Here is a 14,705-nt window from a genome sequence, read left to right as displayed (position 1 = left end):
TTTAACCTCTTTCCTCGTTACTGAACGAATTCTTTTGTTTCTTCCAGCTTAACGGAGATTACCTTGGAAACACCGGATTCCTGCATGGTTACGCCATAAAGCACATCCGCTTCCTCCATCGTTCCTTTTCTGTGGGTAATCACAATAAACTGGGTATCACTGCTGTATTTTTTTAAATACTGCGCAAATCGGAACACATTCGCTTCGTCGAGCGCAGCCTCAACTTCGTCAAGGACGCAAAACGGCACTGGACGAACCTTTAGGATTGAGAATAAGAGCGCTATAGCAGTAAGCGCACGCTCTCCGCCTGACAGGAGATTTAAGTTTTGCAGCTTTTTCCCCGGCGGCTGAGCGATAATCTCGACTCCTGAATGAAGCAGATCGTTAGGATCGGTGAGCCTCAGTTCAGCTCGCCCTCCTCCGAATAAGGAGCGGAAAACTTGATCAAAGTGTGAGCGGATTTGGACGAATGTGTCGTTAAAGCGCTTCGTCATTTCTTCATCCATTTCTTCAATCACTTGAAACAAGGTATTTTTCGCTTCTGTTAAATCTTCTTTTTGTTCCGACAGAAACTTGTACCGTTCGTTGACCCTCTCAAACTCATCTATGCTTCCGAGGTTCACGGTACCCAGCTCTTCAATTGCGAGTTTAATCAGCTTCACGCGCTTTCTGGCTTCCTCTGGATCAGTTTCAAGCTGATATTTCTCTTTTGCCCCCTCAAAGGACAAGCTGTATTCCTCCCGTAAGTATTGGAGTAAATTATCAAGCTCGACTTCCATTCGTCCAAGTTTGACTTCTTCGTCTTTTAAGAGCGTTGTTTTTTGTTTATACAGGCGTTTCATTTCTTTCAGCTCACGCTCATACGTATCAAGCCCATGCTGAAGCTTGATGCGCTGATCGCGCCTTAATGCAATCAGTTCGATCGTTTTCGTTTTGTCATTCAATTTATGTTTTGCTGCTTCTTCCAGCTTTTCTTCGCCGCTGGTGCTAGATGACATCTCTGACGTTAAGAAGCTTAAGTCTTCTTTTGCTTCTTTTAACGCAAGCTCTGTTTCAGTGAGCTCTTTCTTTAATCTGGCAAGGTTGTCCTCTTCCCCCTTGCATGCCTGCTCTTTTTTGGCCGCAGCGATCTTCAGCTCAGTCAGCTCGTTGGAGAGAGACTCTTTCGTTGAGGATTGCGTTTGTTTTTGTTTTGTCAGTTTGTCTATGTCCTCTTCAAGCTGTTTCATCTTTTCAGATACGGCAGAGAGCTCTTCTTCAAGCTTGCGTTTGCGCACTTTTCTCTCTTCATCGCTTTCTGACAGAGCAGATTTTTCTTGGTCATAGAGCTCTAAATGGGTATTGATATTTTTCTCGGCAACTTGAAGTTCGTACAGCTGGCCTTTCACATCCTGCTGCTTTAACCTTAAGCCTTCCCCGGTTTCTCTTAAGTCAGCCAGTTTTTTCTCCATATCCTGAATGGAGTGCTTAAGGGTTTTGACCTCTTGTTCAAGCAGAGCTGTTTTCTCTTCCATTTCAGCGAGCCGTTTCGTCACATCTTCTAGCTCCCGGCTTCTTCCGAGGAGGGAGTTATTTTTCTTTTTAACCGCGCCGCCCGTCATTGAACCACCGGGGTTCACAACATCTCCCTCAAGGGTTACGATGCGGTACCGGTGCCCGAGAAGCTTCGCAAGCTCGTTTGCGCTCTTTAAGTCCTCTGTGATCAGAACGGTTCCAAGAAGATTCTGGATGACGCTTCGATACGCAGGATCAAATGTGACAAGTTCACTGGCAACCCCGAGAAATGATGAATGCCGGGCGGCTGTTTCCGCATCACGGCTTTGAAGCTGGCGGTCTCTAATAACAGAAAGAGGCAGAAACGTCGCCCGGCCGAAGGAATTCTGCTTTAAATATTTAATCGCTTTTCGGGCAGATTGTTCATCGTCGGTCACGACATGCTGAGCAGAAGCGCCGAGCGCTATTTCAATGGCCGTTTCATACTTTTGTTCTGTAGAAATCAGCTCAAGAACCGCTCCGCGAATTCCACCAAGGCGCTCTTTCGCTTTTAGCACTTCTTTAACACCTTGATAAAAGCCGGAGAAATCTCCCTGCATCGTCTCAAGCATGTCCTTTTTTGATCTCGCTTGCTGAACGTATTGGTATGCCTGATACAGAGCGGATTCATTTTTTTCGTATTGGCGCTTTTTCTGCTCATATTTTGTCTGCATATCACGATATGCACCGACTTGACTGTGAATCTCCTGCTCAATTCGGGCAAATTCCGTTTCACATGCGGCTTTACGCGCAGAAATATCACGCCGTTCCTGCAGGTGCTTTTCATTGTTGTCCGCAAGTCTCTGCAATGTGACAGCGGATTGGGACATCTGGTCATCAAGAAGCTGGAGTTCGTTGCGTATCGAAGCCTGGCTGTTTAACAGCTCAAAATAATCACTTTTCAGCTGCTCGATTTTCTCTTCGACATTTTCATTGTGAAGACTGAGAGCCTGCTGTTTTTCTTTTACTTGCGCCCTTAACTGCTTCACCTCAGCCTGAAGCGTTTCGAAGACAGCTTCCTGCTTCGAAAGCTCTTCTTTCAGAACCGTTTCTTTTTGCTGGAACTGAACGATGGCTTCTTCAAGCTGTTCTTGGTTTTGCACAGCGTTTTTCTTTCGTTCTTTCAGGACTTCTTTACGGCCTTCAAGCTTTTCCAGCTCTTCACTAGTTACCAGTAAAACTTGCTGGAGCTCATCTACTGACTCATCAAGCGCTTGTATTTTGTCCCTTGTATCCTCAATCTTTGCTTCTTTCGCAGAAATAGCAGACGATTCAGCAAGCTCTTCTTCTTTTGCCATCTGCACTTTCTCTTTAAGAGTCGACCATTTACCATGCAGCTCTTCGATATCATAGGCAGTCAGCGCAATTTCAACATGCTCCAGCTCTTTCTTTTTCTCAAGGTAGTCTTTCGCTATTGAAGCTTGAATTTTAAGAGGTTCAACCTGTCCTTCAAGCTCATGTAATATATCTTCTACCCGATTTAGATTGTCCTGTGTCTCAAACAGTTTATTTTCTGCTTTTTTCTTTCTCGTTTTATATTTAAGCACCCCGGCCGCTTCTTCAAAGATACTGCGGCGATCCTCCGCTTTGCTGCTCAGGATCTCTTCCACTTTCCCTTGGCTGATAATAGAAAATGCTTCTTTACCAAGGCCAGAGTCCATAAATAAATCAATAATATCCTTCAAGCGGCACGGCTGATTGTTAATCAGAAACTCACTCTCACCTGATCTGTACACACGTCTTGTGACACTCACCTCGTGGAAGTCAATTGGCAAGAAATGATCATCATTATCAAGAGTGAGCGTAACTTCAGCTAGATTTAATCGCTTTCTTGAATCACTCCCGGCAAAAATGATGTCTTCCATTTTTCCGCCGCGAAGAGAGCGTGCCGATTGTTCGCCGAGAACCCAGCGAATGGCATCCGTGATGTTGCTTTTTCCGCTTCCGTTCGGCCCGACAACCGCTGTCACGCCTTTAACGAAGTCTACGGAAATCCGTTCTGCAAATGATTTAAATCCTATAACGTCTAAACGTTTGAGGAACATAGCGATCCTCCTTATGTAATAAGTATTTCAATTCTATCATAAACATTGGTCAAATAAGACGGCATACATATTGAAATCCCCCTGAGTCATAAGGGGGATTTTATTGTTTCGTATGGTGTTTTTGCAATTTAGCTAAAGCTTCCTGAGCAGCGTGCTGTTCGGCTTCTTTCTTTGAACGGCCGTTTCCGACTCCGAGTGGTTCACCTTTTAGAGATACGATGGCTTCAAATTCACGGTTGTGCGCAGGTCCTTTTTCGTTGGAGATTTTATACTCCAGAGAGCCTTTGCCGTCCCGCTGCACGTATTCCTGCAGCTGGCTTTTGAAATCCATCACATGAGAAAAAGCACCATCGTTAATTTTAGGGAACACATAAACTTTTAAGAAACTTTCGACCGGCTCTAATCCTTGGTCAAGGTACAAGGCTCCGATAAATGCCTCAAAAACATCCGCCAATAGAGCAGGACGCTTTCTTCCGCCTGTCATTTCCTCGCCTTTACCCAACAGGACAAGATCGCCGAATGACAGCTCGTGAGCCAATGAAACGAGAGACGGTTCGCAAACAATTGCGGCTCTCAATTTCGTCAAATCTCCTTCACTCATAGCCGGGTATTTGGCAAATAAGAATCTGGAGATCGTCAGTTCCAAAACAGCGTCACCTAAAAATTCAAGCCTTTCATTATCTTCATACGGCTTTTTCCGATGCTCATTCACATAAGATGAATGTGTAAATGCTTGATACAAAAGCTTTTCATTTTGAAAGTGAACCGAAATCCGTTCTTGAAACTCTTTAAATTGTTCTACTTTTTTATAGAACTTTTTTTTATCTTTATAATGTGAGTGTTTTGACATAGTAACCTCCATAGGCACATCAGGTTCACCGCGCTTCTCTGACTAAACCGGATACAGCGCGCGTAAAAGCGGCATGCTGTAATAACTGCACGAATAAAGGGCTAAAGCCCCGCGTTTCGGCGGGACTTTTAGCATCAGCTTATTGCTGGTTTTGTATGTAGTTCACAGCGTCGCCGACTGTTGCAATCTTTTCAGCATCTTCGTCAGAAATCTCCATATCAAACTCGTCTTCAAGTTCCATAACAAGCTCAACTACATCTAGGGAATCAGCACCTAAGTCTTCCTTGAAAGAAGCTTCAAGTTTGACGTCTGCTTCATCAACGCCAAGGCGATCTACGATGATTTTCGTTACACGCTCTAATGTGTCTGCCATAGCAATTCACCTCCCCTCAAGTATTATAGTGGATTCGTTTTTAAAAAACTAGAGAAACTACGATGAAATTTTCGAGAAAAAACTTACATCACCATTCCGCCGTCAATATGAAGCGTTTGGCCTGTCATATAACGGGCTCCCTCTGAAGCTAGGAACGTGACAACACTGCTGACATCGCTAGGTTCACCAAAGCGCGCGAGCGGAATTTGTTTCAGCATTTCGTCTTGAACGTCTTTTGCAAGTTTATCTGTCATATCAGTTGAGATAAATCCTGGCGCTATTGCGTTTACCGTAATATTTCGGCTGGCGAGCTCTTTAGCAGAAGACTTGGTTAAACCGATGACGCCGGCTTTTGCAGCCACATAGTTGGCTTGTCCAGGGTTTCCGCTGACGCCGACGATAGACGATACGTTAATAATGCGGCCTGAACGCTGTTTCATCATTTGTCTTGTAACAGCTTTCGTGCAGTTGAAAACACCCTTCAGGTTAATGTTAATAACGTCATCCCATTCGTCTTCTTTCATTCTCATGATGAGATTGTCTCTTGTAATCCCGGCATTATTAACCAGAATGTCAATCGTAGAAAAAACTGATAGCGTTTCTTTTATCATGTTTTGTACATCTTCGGGATTTGATACATCCGCTTTGACAGCAATTGCGTTTCTGCCCATAGATTTGATTTCATCTACCACTTCATTTGCTTTCGCTTCATTGCCAGAGTAGTTCACGACAACATTTGCTCCGCTTTTTGCCAGATCAAGGGCGATTGAGCGGCCGATTCCGCGGGATGCGCCAGTGACAATAGCCGTTTTATCATTAAGCATTATCATTCTCCTCCTTAAGCGTTTGAATTGCCAGCTCGATCGTTTCCGGATCTGATACAGCAATTGTTTTTAACCGTCTATTTACTTTTTTCACAAGGCCTGAAAGCACTTTTCCGGGACCGATTTCAATAAAAGTCGTAACACCCTCTGCGATCAGCTTGTTAATGCTTTCCTCAAAACGAACCGGAGAGTAAAGCTGCTCAATAAGTTTTTCTTTGATATCTGCTTTTTCAGTCATCACGTCAGCAGAAACATTTGAGATGACCGGAACGTCAGCGTCTTTTATGTCACAGGCGTCCAATACCTCTTTCAGCTTTTCAGCAGCCGGTTTCATCAGTTCAGAATGGAACGGACCGCTTACTTCAAGCGGAATTGCGCGTTTTGCGCCGTTCTCTTTTGCCAGTTCAGATGCAAGCTCGACCCCTTTAGCTGTTCCGGAAATGACGATTTGGCCAGGACAGTTGAGATTCGCAAGCTGTACAAGGTTGCCTTCCTCTGTGACTTTATCGGTTACTTGCTTTAATGCTTCAGCATCCATGCCGAGAATCGCAGCCATTGCTCCTTCGCCAGCCGGCACCGCTTCATTCATAAACTCTCCGCGCTTTCTGACGGTATAAACAGCATCTTTGAAAGACAGAGCGCCAGCCGCAACCAGTGCAGAATATTCACCAAGGCTGTGTCCTGCTGTGAAATCAGGTGTAATGCCAGATTCTTTAAATTTCTCAAGAACAGCGATGCTTGTCGTAAGCAAAGCAGGCTGCGCATTGTATGTAAGTGTTAATTCTTCAGCATCCCCCTCAAAAATAAGCGAGCTGAGTTTTGTTTCCAACGTTTCATCGGCTTCATCAAACAGACGCTTTGCAGCAGGCACCTGCTCATAAAGCTCTTTTCCCATGCCGATAAATTGTGATCCCTGACCCGGGAATAAAAATGCAATCTTACTCATGATGTAAAAACCTCCAGACTACTCATCTGTTTTTTCTTCTTTCACTTCTTCCTGAATGAGCGCAGCCACATTTTGGCTGACCATCTCTCTTGCTTGCCGAATCGCATGGAATACAGCATTTGAATCTGAAGAGCCGTGCGCCTTGATCACAGGCGCTTTTAAGCCAAAAAGACTTGCTCCGCCATAATTCGAATACTCCATTTTCATTTTCATTTCTTTCAATTTTGGTTTCAGCACAGCTGCTGCAAGCTTGGATGTCAAAGTAGACGTCATTACGTCTCTCATCATTTTAAAAATTGACAACGCAGAGCCTTCCAGCGTTTTGAGTGTAACATTCCCGGTAAAGCCGTCTGTTACTACAACATCCGCCACATCATCTAAAAGGTCTCGCGCTTCCACGTTTCCGATAAAATTGATGTTTGCTGTTTCTTTTAAAATTTGAAACGTCTGCTTCGTCAGTTCGTTTCCTTTTTTATCTTCTGTTCCGACATTTAAAAGTCCGACTCTCGGTGAAGTGACACCGCGCACTTGCTGAGAATAAACAGAACCCATGATGGCGTATTGAACGAGGTGCTCCGGTTTGGCATCGACATTGGCGCCGACATCAAGGAGAAGAAATCCGTCTCCCGAAACAGTCGGAAGTGTCGGGGCAAGCGCCGGACGGTCAATTCCTTTAATTCTTCCGACAATAAAGAGACCGGCTGTCATTAATGCACCGGTATTTCCTGCTGAAATGCAGGCGTCAGCTCTGTTTTCCGCAACCTCCTGCGCCATAAGAACCATAGATGAGTTCTTTTTTCTTCGCACGGCACGGACCGGTTCATCCGTAGGCTCAATCACTTCATCTGCGTGCAGCACCGTGATGCGATCTGATGTAGTTGTTAAATGTGATTCTATCGTTGTTTTGTCACCGACAAGTGTGATATGGAGATCATCAAATGCCTCTATACCTTTTATAACTCCGTCAATAACAGCTTTGGGAGCGTGGTCTCCTCCCATTGCATCTACAGCTATTCTCATGCATGCTCCACCTTTATGAATGTTTTGAACGATACATGTCAAAGCGTCCAGAAAAAACAATTTCTTCGCCAACGTAGCTGTTCACTTCGACAACCGTTCTTCCTTTTTCTTTTTCGACAGCCGTCACTTTCGCTTTTGCTACGACACGTTCACCCTGCTTTACCTGTCTTGTAAAGCGGATGTCTGCACTTGCAGTCAGCGCCAGCTCGTCATCAATGACTGCAACGGCCAAAGAATTCGCCTGTGCAAATAAATGGTGTCCTCTCGCAATCTGATTCCGGCTGAACACGTGCTCCTGTTTTATTTCTAAAATGGATATCGCCTGATCATCCAGCTCAAGGTCAATAATTTCTCCGATAACTTCATCAAGTGACAGGGACTTCACTTCGTCCTCAAGTGTTTTCTCTGCCACGTTCTTAATTCTTTCTCTCAGTTCAGGTATGGAAAGCTCTAAGCGGTCCAAACGTATCGTCTGGATGCTCACCCCAAATTTACCCGCTAATTCTTCATCTGTAATAAAGGGGGTTGCTTGAATCGTCTGCTGAAGTAATTCCTGGCGTTCTCTCTTATTTCTTCTCATATCTAAACACCATCCGGACAATTAAGACTAGGTACTAATAGTAGTATATAATTTCATAGATTGGAATGCAACGATTGTTTCTGGCTGAACACCAAAAACTTCTGATACTCAGCTTAATTTTTCCCCGTCCATTACTCCGCTCTTCAGCAATTCATCTCTTAACACAGCGTATTCCGGCTCCTTCCAGAACGCGTCAGAAGCCACAAGATTCGCAGCATCCTGCCTTGCCGTTTCAAGCGCTCTGTAATCATGAACCATGTCCGCCACTTTAAATTCCGGCATTCCGCTTTGTTTTTTCCCGAAGAAATCACCGGGACCTCTCAGTTCCAGATCCTTTTCAGACAGCTCGAAACCGTCATTGGTTTCCGACATGATCCTCATCCGTTCTTTCCCTGTTTCTGATTTTGGATCAGCCATCAGAATACAGAAAGATTGATGCTCACCCCGTCCAACACGGCCGCGCAGCTGGTGAAGCTGTGATAGCCCAAAACGGTCGGCGTCATAAATCACCATAATCGTTGCATTCGGAACATTCACGCCAACCTCCACAACAGTGGTTGATACGAGAATTTGACAGTGATTTGCGCTGAATTCTCTCATGACCTGGTCTTTTTCATCGGAATGCAGCTTTCCATGCATAAGGCCGACATTCCATTTTCCCCGAAAAATATCAGAAAGCATATTGTACACGTCAATGGCGTTTTGCACATCAAGCTTGTCTGATTCTTCAATCAGCGGACAGATGATATAAGCCTGCCTGCCTTGCTTTAATTCTTTTTCGACAAATGCCAATATACGATCCAGCATGTCATGTTTTACCCAATAGGTTTCGATTTGCTTTCGTCCAGCCGGCATCTCATCAATGACAGATACATCCATTTCACCGAACACTGTGATCGCTAATGTTCTTGGGATTGGAGTGGCTGTCATAAAGAGAACATCGGGATCCTGCCCTTTGTTCCGAAGCTTTTTGCGCTGCTCAACTCCAAATCTGTGCTGTTCATCTGTAATAACGAGACTCAGCGCCTTAAACTCCACCTCGTCTTGGATTAAAGCGTGGGTTCCTACAAGAATATCAATCTCACCCGCCGCAAGACGCTCAAGCAGTTCTTTTCGCCGCTTCCCTTTAACAGAGCTTGTCAAAAGAGCAACGCTGACGTCCCATTTTTCAAATAGCGAAACGAGCGAATCAGCATGCTGCTCGGCCAGAATTTCTGTCGGCACCATGAGCGCTCCTTGGTATCCGGATAGGATCGCGGCATACAGTGCAATGGCGGCGACTGCCGTTTTTCCTGATCCAACGTCCCCTTGAAGAAGGCGGTTCATTCTGTATGGAGAAGACATGTCTGCTGTTATTTCGCGAAGAACGCGTGACTGGGCGTTTGTGAGGGGAAACGGGAGGCTTTTGATAAATCTCATGAGTTCTTCGTTTGAAAAACGCTGCCGTATCCCTTGTGTCTGCTCTCTTTCCGCCTTTCGGAACGCCTGCATTTTCAACTGAAACAACAAAAATTCTTCATAAACAAACCGCCGTCTGGCAAGCTTTAATGCTTCCCTTGTTTCAGGCTGGTGCATTGCTTTTAACGCTTGATAATAGTCAGGCAGTTTATAGCTTTTTCTTAGCTTTTCCGGAAGAGGATCAGGAAGTGAGTCTGCATATTGGGTCAGCGCCTGCTGAATAAACCGCCTCATCATTTTGACGGTAACATTTTCTTTCACAGAATACACTGGTTCAATGCTTTTGTCTTCTTGATGCGGCCCGTTTTTCAACTCCTGAACAGAGATGGTTTGGCGGTGCTTGTCCCATTTACCTGAAACCGTCACCACAGAGCCGAGCGAAAGCTGCTTCTTCAAATAAGGCCGGTTAAAACATACGGCTGTAATTAAATAGTGGCCGACCAGAAGCCTGAATGTCAGCCTGTTTCGTTTTTTTCCGTAATAGGTAAGAGAAGGCTCTGAATGAACCTTCCCTTCGACGGTAACTCTTTCATCATGCTTCACTTCTTCTAAATCCCTCAGCTCGTAGTCATCATAGCGATAAGGGAAATAATTCAGAAGATCAGAAATGTCATAAATACCGAGTTCGTGTAATGTTTTTTCTGTTTCCGGCCCAATACCCTTAATGTTAGCTATACTAGTTTGCTGATGTTGTTTCACGTGAACCTAGCGCTCCTCCGAAAATTTTTTTCTCTAATTCTCTTCCTGTCGGTGTTGCCGCTAAACCGCCCTGGCCTGTTTCTCTAAGTGCAGTCGGCATCGTTTGGCCTATTTTATACATGGCATCGATAACCTCATCACATGGAATACGGCTTGTAATGCCCGCCAATGCCATATCAGCGGCAATCATCGCATTTGACGCGCCCATCGCATTCCGTTTCACGCAAGGCACCTCAACAAGCCCTGCAACAGGGTCGCACACGAGGCCTAGCATATTTTTTAATGTAATGGCCATGGCCTCCGCGCTTTGTTCGGGTGTTCCTCCTGCCATTTCAACAATAGCCGCAGCCGCCATGCCTGAAGCTGATCCAACCTCTGCCTGACATCCTCCGGCGGCGCCGGAAATGCTTGCGTTATTGGCCACGACAAATCCGAAAGCCCCGGCTGTAAACAAAAAGCGGATCATTTGTTCTCTTGTTGGATTCAGCTTTTCTTTTACAGCAAATAACGTACCGGGCACCACACCGGCAGAACCTGCAGTCGGTGTCGCACAGATGGTTCCCATGGCTGCATTTACTTCATTTGTTGCAACGGCTTTCGATACAGCATCTAAAATCAGCGGGCCAGACAGGCTTTTTCCTGATCGAATATAGGCCTGCAATTTAACGGCATCTCCGCCTGTTAAGCCCGTTTGGCTCGTAACTCCCTCGAGTCCTTTCTGAACCGCCGCTTCCATAACAGACAGGTTATGATCCATCTGCTGAAAAATGTCCTCTTTTGTTTTTTCTGTTACTTCCATCTCTTGAGCTATCATCACATCAGAGATCAATATTTGTTTTTCTTTAGTAATCTCAATTAATTCTTTTACATTACGAAACATAACTGGCTCCTCCTGACCCTTTTCGCTAGTCAGCAATCTTTGTCACTTGAATAATATTCGGCAGTTTCGACAGCTCGTCGAGAATGTGGTCGTCAATATTTTGGTCGACCTCTATTGTCATCAGCGCAAGCTGGCCGATATCTTTCCGGGCTACTTCCATATGTCCTACGTTGATTGAAAATTTCGCCAGAACATTGGCAACACCGGCAATTGTGCCAAACTTGTCATTATGAACAACTAATATGGCCGGATGATTTCCTGACAGCCGGAGCTCAAAACCATTCAATTCTGTGATTTCAATCTTTCCTCCGCCAATCGAAATACCCGTCAGTTCAAGCTCACCCTTTTCATCAGAAATGGTGATTTTTGCTGTGTTCGGATGGACCGGGACTGCGTCTTCTACCCGAAACTCTATATCAATTCCTTTAGCTTCTGCAATTTGTATAGCGGTTTTAATCCGTTCATCGAATGTATCAAAATCAAGCAATCCGCCGATAATCGCGACATCTGTGCCGTGGCCCTTATACGTTTCCGCAAACGAGCCGTAAAAAGATACAATGATGCGCTCAGGCTCTCTGCCAAATAAACTTCTGGCCACTCTCCCGATTCTAGCAGCTCCCGCTGTATGAGAGCTGGACGGACCGATCATAACCGGGCCGATAATATCAAAAACGCTTCTGTATTTCATGCTATTCCTCCTTATGAACCAGAGCTTATTAGCGCTTTGCTTCTAGACTAATTGATCAGATATAAAATGGCAAGCGGGCGCGTTACAGCGCTGCCGCACTTAAAAGCAGACATAAGAATAGAAGGGCAAATTGCCCTTCTATTCTGCAGAAACTATATACGAATACAGAGGCTGTTTCCCATTGTGGATCTCAACCTCAATCTCCTCGTACTTTTCACTGAGAAACGCTTCAAGCTGCTCAGCTTCTTCCTGAGACGCATCCTCACCATATAGAATGGTCACGATTTCATCATCTTCTCCGATCATTTCTGACAGCAGCATTTTCGCGGCTGACAGCTGATTTTCAGAAGTGCCGATAATCGTTCCATTCAGAATGCCCATAAAGTCGCCTTTTTTAATATCTTTACCGTCAATATGAGTATCTCTGACTGAGAACGTCACCTGTCCGCTTTTTACTTGCTGAATGGCGCTTAGCATATTGGCCTCGTTCGCTTCAGCTTCTTGATCCGGGTTAAAAGCCAGCAGGGCTGACATCCCTTGCGGAACCGTTTTAGCAGGAATGACAAAAACCTGTTCATCCACTACGCTGGCCGCTTGGTTAGCAGCCATGATAATGTTGGAGTTGTTAGGCAGGATAAATACCGTATCTGCATTTACAGACTTCACGGCATCAACAATATCCTCAGTGCTTGGGTTCATGGTCTGGCCGCCTTCAATCACAACAGAAGCGCCAATGCTTTTGAATAGGTCTGAAATTCCTTCTCCCATCGCCACAGTCACAATGCCATACGGCTGCTTTGCCGGCGGTATTTCGTTGTCTGCAGGTTTGCTTTCTTGACTGATGATAGAGGTATGCTGTTCTCTCATATTTTCTATTTTTATTTTGATCAATTCACCGTAATGCTGGGCGTAGTTTAACACGTTTCCCGGCTCTTCAGCATGAATATGAACCTTCGCCAGCGATTCATCCGCAATCACAAGCAGAGAATCTCCGAACTGGCTGAGGTCTTGCCTGAACGTGCCTTCGTCGAACTCTCTTTTTGTCTGATCAAGCCTAACCATCACTTCGGTACAGAATCCAAATTCAATATCTTCGGTATTCATCATGCTTTGCGCGCTCTTGTGATGCTCTGCGCTGACCATGTCGTCAAGTGACGGAAGAACTGCTTTCTGAGGTACAGTTTCACCTTTTAATGAAGCAAGGAAACCTTCATACACACAGAGCAGGCCTTTGCCCCCGCTATCGACAACTCCTACTTCCTTTAGGACAGGTAGCAATTCAGGGGTGCGGTTTAAAGACGCCTCTGCTTCTTCTGTCACTGCAATCATCAGCGCAGTGATATCGGTTTCTTTTTCTGCTAAGATCATCGCTTTTTTTGCAGCGTCTTTTGCAACTGTTAAAATGGTGCCCTCTACAGGTTTCATGACAGCTTTATACGCCATGTCTACACCTGCTTGCAGCGCAGCGGCAAACTCAAGTGCATTAATTTCTTTTTTCGTTTCAATGCTTTTGCTAAATCCGCGGAACAATTGGGATAGGATAACTCCTGAATTTCCGCGTGCTCCCATGAGCAGCCCTTTAGATAACGCGGAGCCCACCTTCCCGATATCATCCGTATCCATTTGTTCAACTTCTCTTGCTCCGGAAGTCATCGACAGGTTCATATTTGTTCCCGTATCACCGTCCGGCACCGGAAACACGTTCAGTGCATCAACTGCACTGGCGTTTTGAGACAGATTCTGCGCTCCCGCAAGAATCATCTCGGCAAAGGTTCTGCCGTCTAATGTTCTGATAGACAATCCTACTCCTCCTAACTACGGGTTCGTCACTCGTACGCCTTGGACATAAATATTGACAGAATCCACTGCCAGTCCGATGGTTTGATTTACTGTGTACTTTACTTTTGTTTGGACATTATGTGCCACTTCAGAAATTTTCGTGCCGTAGCTGACAATGATATACATGTCGATATGTATCTGTTCTCCTTCTTGGCGAACTTGGACACCCCTGCTGAAATTCTCTTTCCGAAGGATTTCAGTCAGTCCGTCTTTAATCTGGTTTTTAGAGGCCATACCGACAATGCCGTAACAGTCAACCGCCGCGCCTCCTGCAACCATCGCGATGACTTCATTAGATATATCAATCTGTCCGTACTTCGTTCTTAATTCAATGGACACACTAGTTCCTCCTTCGAATGCATAGAGTTACAGCTATTCTACTATATGGTTTCCATTATGAAAAGACCAGGCAATAATCGCTGGCCGTACCTCTACATATACTATAGCGCTGCTGTTTCCGCAAGATGTCAAGTGAATTTTCTTGAAAGATGATGAAACAATAGTTGCAAACGTTTTTTAGCTGTGGTAAATTATTTAAAGTATCCATATCGAAAGCATCTAAGATTATATGAATGTTAAAAAGTAGATGTTTTGTGCAAGTGAGGAGGGAAACAAATGGCACGTAAATGCGTTATCACAGGTAAAAAAACAACAGCTGGGAATAACCGTTCTCACGCAATGAACGCTTCTAAGCGCACTTGGGGCGCGAATCTTCAAAAGGTTCGTATCCTTGTGAACGGAAAACCTAAAAAAGTATATGTATCTGCTCGAGCTTTGAAATCCGGTAAAGTTGAGCGTGTATAACAAAATGAACGCCTGCCCCGATATGTGGCAGGCGTTTTTATGTGGTGAAAGAGGGCTTTGAACCCCTGGGCATTAATCTTTTCTAAATGAGCCCAGCATCGCCCGGACAATTCCTCCTAAAAACTTCGGCAATTTAATGGTGTAAAATTTCATTTTTGTCCCCTCC

At 45.0% G+C, this 14,705-nt stretch carries 14 protein-coding genes; 1 reads left to right on the top strand and 13 read right to left on the bottom strand.

Going from position 1 to position 14,705, the window contains the following annotated elements; genetic code table 11:
- Nucleotides 1-17: 17 nt before the first annotated feature.
- The 12 genes from smc to NSU05_RS08385 all read right to left on the bottom strand — a co-directional run bounded on the left by smc (nt 18) and on the right by NSU05_RS08385 (nt 14,074).
- Nucleotides 18-3,578: a chromosome segregation protein SMC gene (smc, locus tag NSU05_RS08440; protein ID WP_038428944.1), complete on the bottom strand. Its 3,561-nt coding sequence runs from the start codon at nt 3,576-3,578 to the stop codon at nt 18-20.
- Nucleotides 3,579-3,678: 100 nt separating this feature from the next.
- Nucleotides 3,679-4,428, bottom strand: a complete 750-nt coding sequence (gene rncS / locus NSU05_RS08435; protein ID WP_003232030.1) for a ribonuclease III — start codon at nt 4,426-4,428, stop codon at nt 3,679-3,681.
- A gap of 139 nt (nt 4,429-4,567) precedes the next feature.
- The gene (gene acpP, locus NSU05_RS08430) at nt 4,568-4,801 is read right to left on the bottom strand and encodes an acyl carrier protein (protein WP_003154310.1); all 234 of its coding nucleotides are present in this window, start codon (nt 4,799-4,801) and stop codon (nt 4,568-4,570) included.
- Nucleotides 4,802-4,884: 83 nt separating this feature from the next.
- Nucleotides 4,885-5,625 carry a 3-oxoacyl-[acyl-carrier-protein] reductase gene (fabG, locus tag NSU05_RS08425; protein WP_014476789.1) on the bottom strand — a complete coding sequence of 247 codons (741 nt, stop codon included), beginning with the start codon at nt 5,623-5,625 and terminating at the stop codon, nt 4,885-4,887.
- Nucleotides 5,618-6,571, bottom strand: a complete 954-nt coding sequence (gene fabD, locus NSU05_RS08420) for an ACP S-malonyltransferase (RefSeq protein WP_003245314.1) — start codon at nt 6,569-6,571, stop codon at nt 5,618-5,620. The genes fabG and fabD overlap by 8 nt, the downstream gene beginning before the upstream one ends.
- An 18-nt stretch (nt 6,572-6,589) precedes the next feature.
- Nucleotides 6,590-7,591: a phosphate acyltransferase PlsX gene (gene plsX, locus NSU05_RS08415; protein ID WP_003232041.1), complete on the bottom strand. Its 1,002-nt coding sequence runs from the start codon at nt 7,589-7,591 to the stop codon at nt 6,590-6,592.
- A 13-nt stretch (nt 7,592-7,604) separates the two neighbouring features.
- Complete coding sequence (gene fapR / locus NSU05_RS08410; RefSeq protein WP_003232044.1) at nt 7,605-8,171, bottom strand: transcription factor FapR; 567 nt, start codon at nt 8,169-8,171, stop codon at nt 7,605-7,607.
- A gap of 108 nt (nt 8,172-8,279) precedes the next feature.
- Nucleotides 8,280-10,328 carry an ATP-dependent DNA helicase RecG gene (gene recG, locus NSU05_RS08405; protein WP_038428943.1) on the bottom strand — a complete coding sequence of 683 codons (2,049 nt, stop codon included), beginning with the start codon at nt 10,326-10,328 and terminating at the stop codon, nt 8,280-8,282.
- Nucleotides 10,306-11,208, bottom strand: a complete 903-nt coding sequence (sdaAA, locus tag NSU05_RS08400; protein ID WP_003232049.1) for an L-serine ammonia-lyase, iron-sulfur-dependent, subunit alpha — start codon at nt 11,206-11,208, stop codon at nt 10,306-10,308. Before sdaAA ends, recG begins: the two co-directional genes overlap by 23 nt.
- Before the next feature lie 25 nt (nt 11,209-11,233).
- A complete protein-coding gene (gene sdaAB / locus NSU05_RS08395; RefSeq protein ID WP_003232050.1) occupies nt 11,234-11,896 on the bottom strand; it encodes an L-serine ammonia-lyase, iron-sulfur-dependent subunit beta in 663 nt (220 codons plus the stop codon).
- Nucleotides 11,897-12,034: 138 nt separating this feature from the next.
- Nucleotides 12,035-13,696 carry a DAK2 domain-containing protein gene (locus NSU05_RS08390; protein ID WP_015715872.1) on the bottom strand — a complete coding sequence of 554 codons (1,662 nt, stop codon included), beginning with the start codon at nt 13,694-13,696 and terminating at the stop codon, nt 12,035-12,037.
- 15 nt (nt 13,697-13,711) lie between these two features.
- Complete coding sequence (locus tag NSU05_RS08385; protein ID WP_003232054.1) at nt 13,712-14,074, bottom strand: Asp23/Gls24 family envelope stress response protein; 363 nt, start codon at nt 14,072-14,074, stop codon at nt 13,712-13,714.
- A gap of 276 nt (nt 14,075-14,350) precedes the next feature.
- Here NSU05_RS08385 and rpmB point away from each other — a divergent pair, with 276 nt between their 5' ends.
- On the top strand, nt 14,351-14,539 hold the full coding sequence (rpmB, locus tag NSU05_RS08380) for a 50S ribosomal protein L28 (protein WP_003221548.1): 189 nt from the start codon (nt 14,351-14,353) through the stop codon (nt 14,537-14,539).
- Between the two features lie 72 nt (nt 14,540-14,611).
- On the opposite strand, the gene spoVM is transcribed toward rpmB, so the two are convergent.
- Nucleotides 14,612-14,692: a stage V sporulation protein SpoVM gene (gene spoVM / locus NSU05_RS08375; protein WP_003221545.1), complete on the bottom strand. Its 81-nt coding sequence runs from the start codon at nt 14,690-14,692 to the stop codon at nt 14,612-14,614.
- Between the last annotated feature and the right edge of the window lie 13 nt (nt 14,693-14,705).

It is taken from the genome of Bacillus sp. EU52, assembly GCF_037964975.1.
Classification (GTDB): Bacteria; Bacillota; Bacilli; order Bacillales; family Bacillaceae; genus Bacillus; species Bacillus subtilis.
Note: the sequence above shows the minus strand (reverse complement) of the source record. Positions and strands in the feature narration are given on the sequence as shown.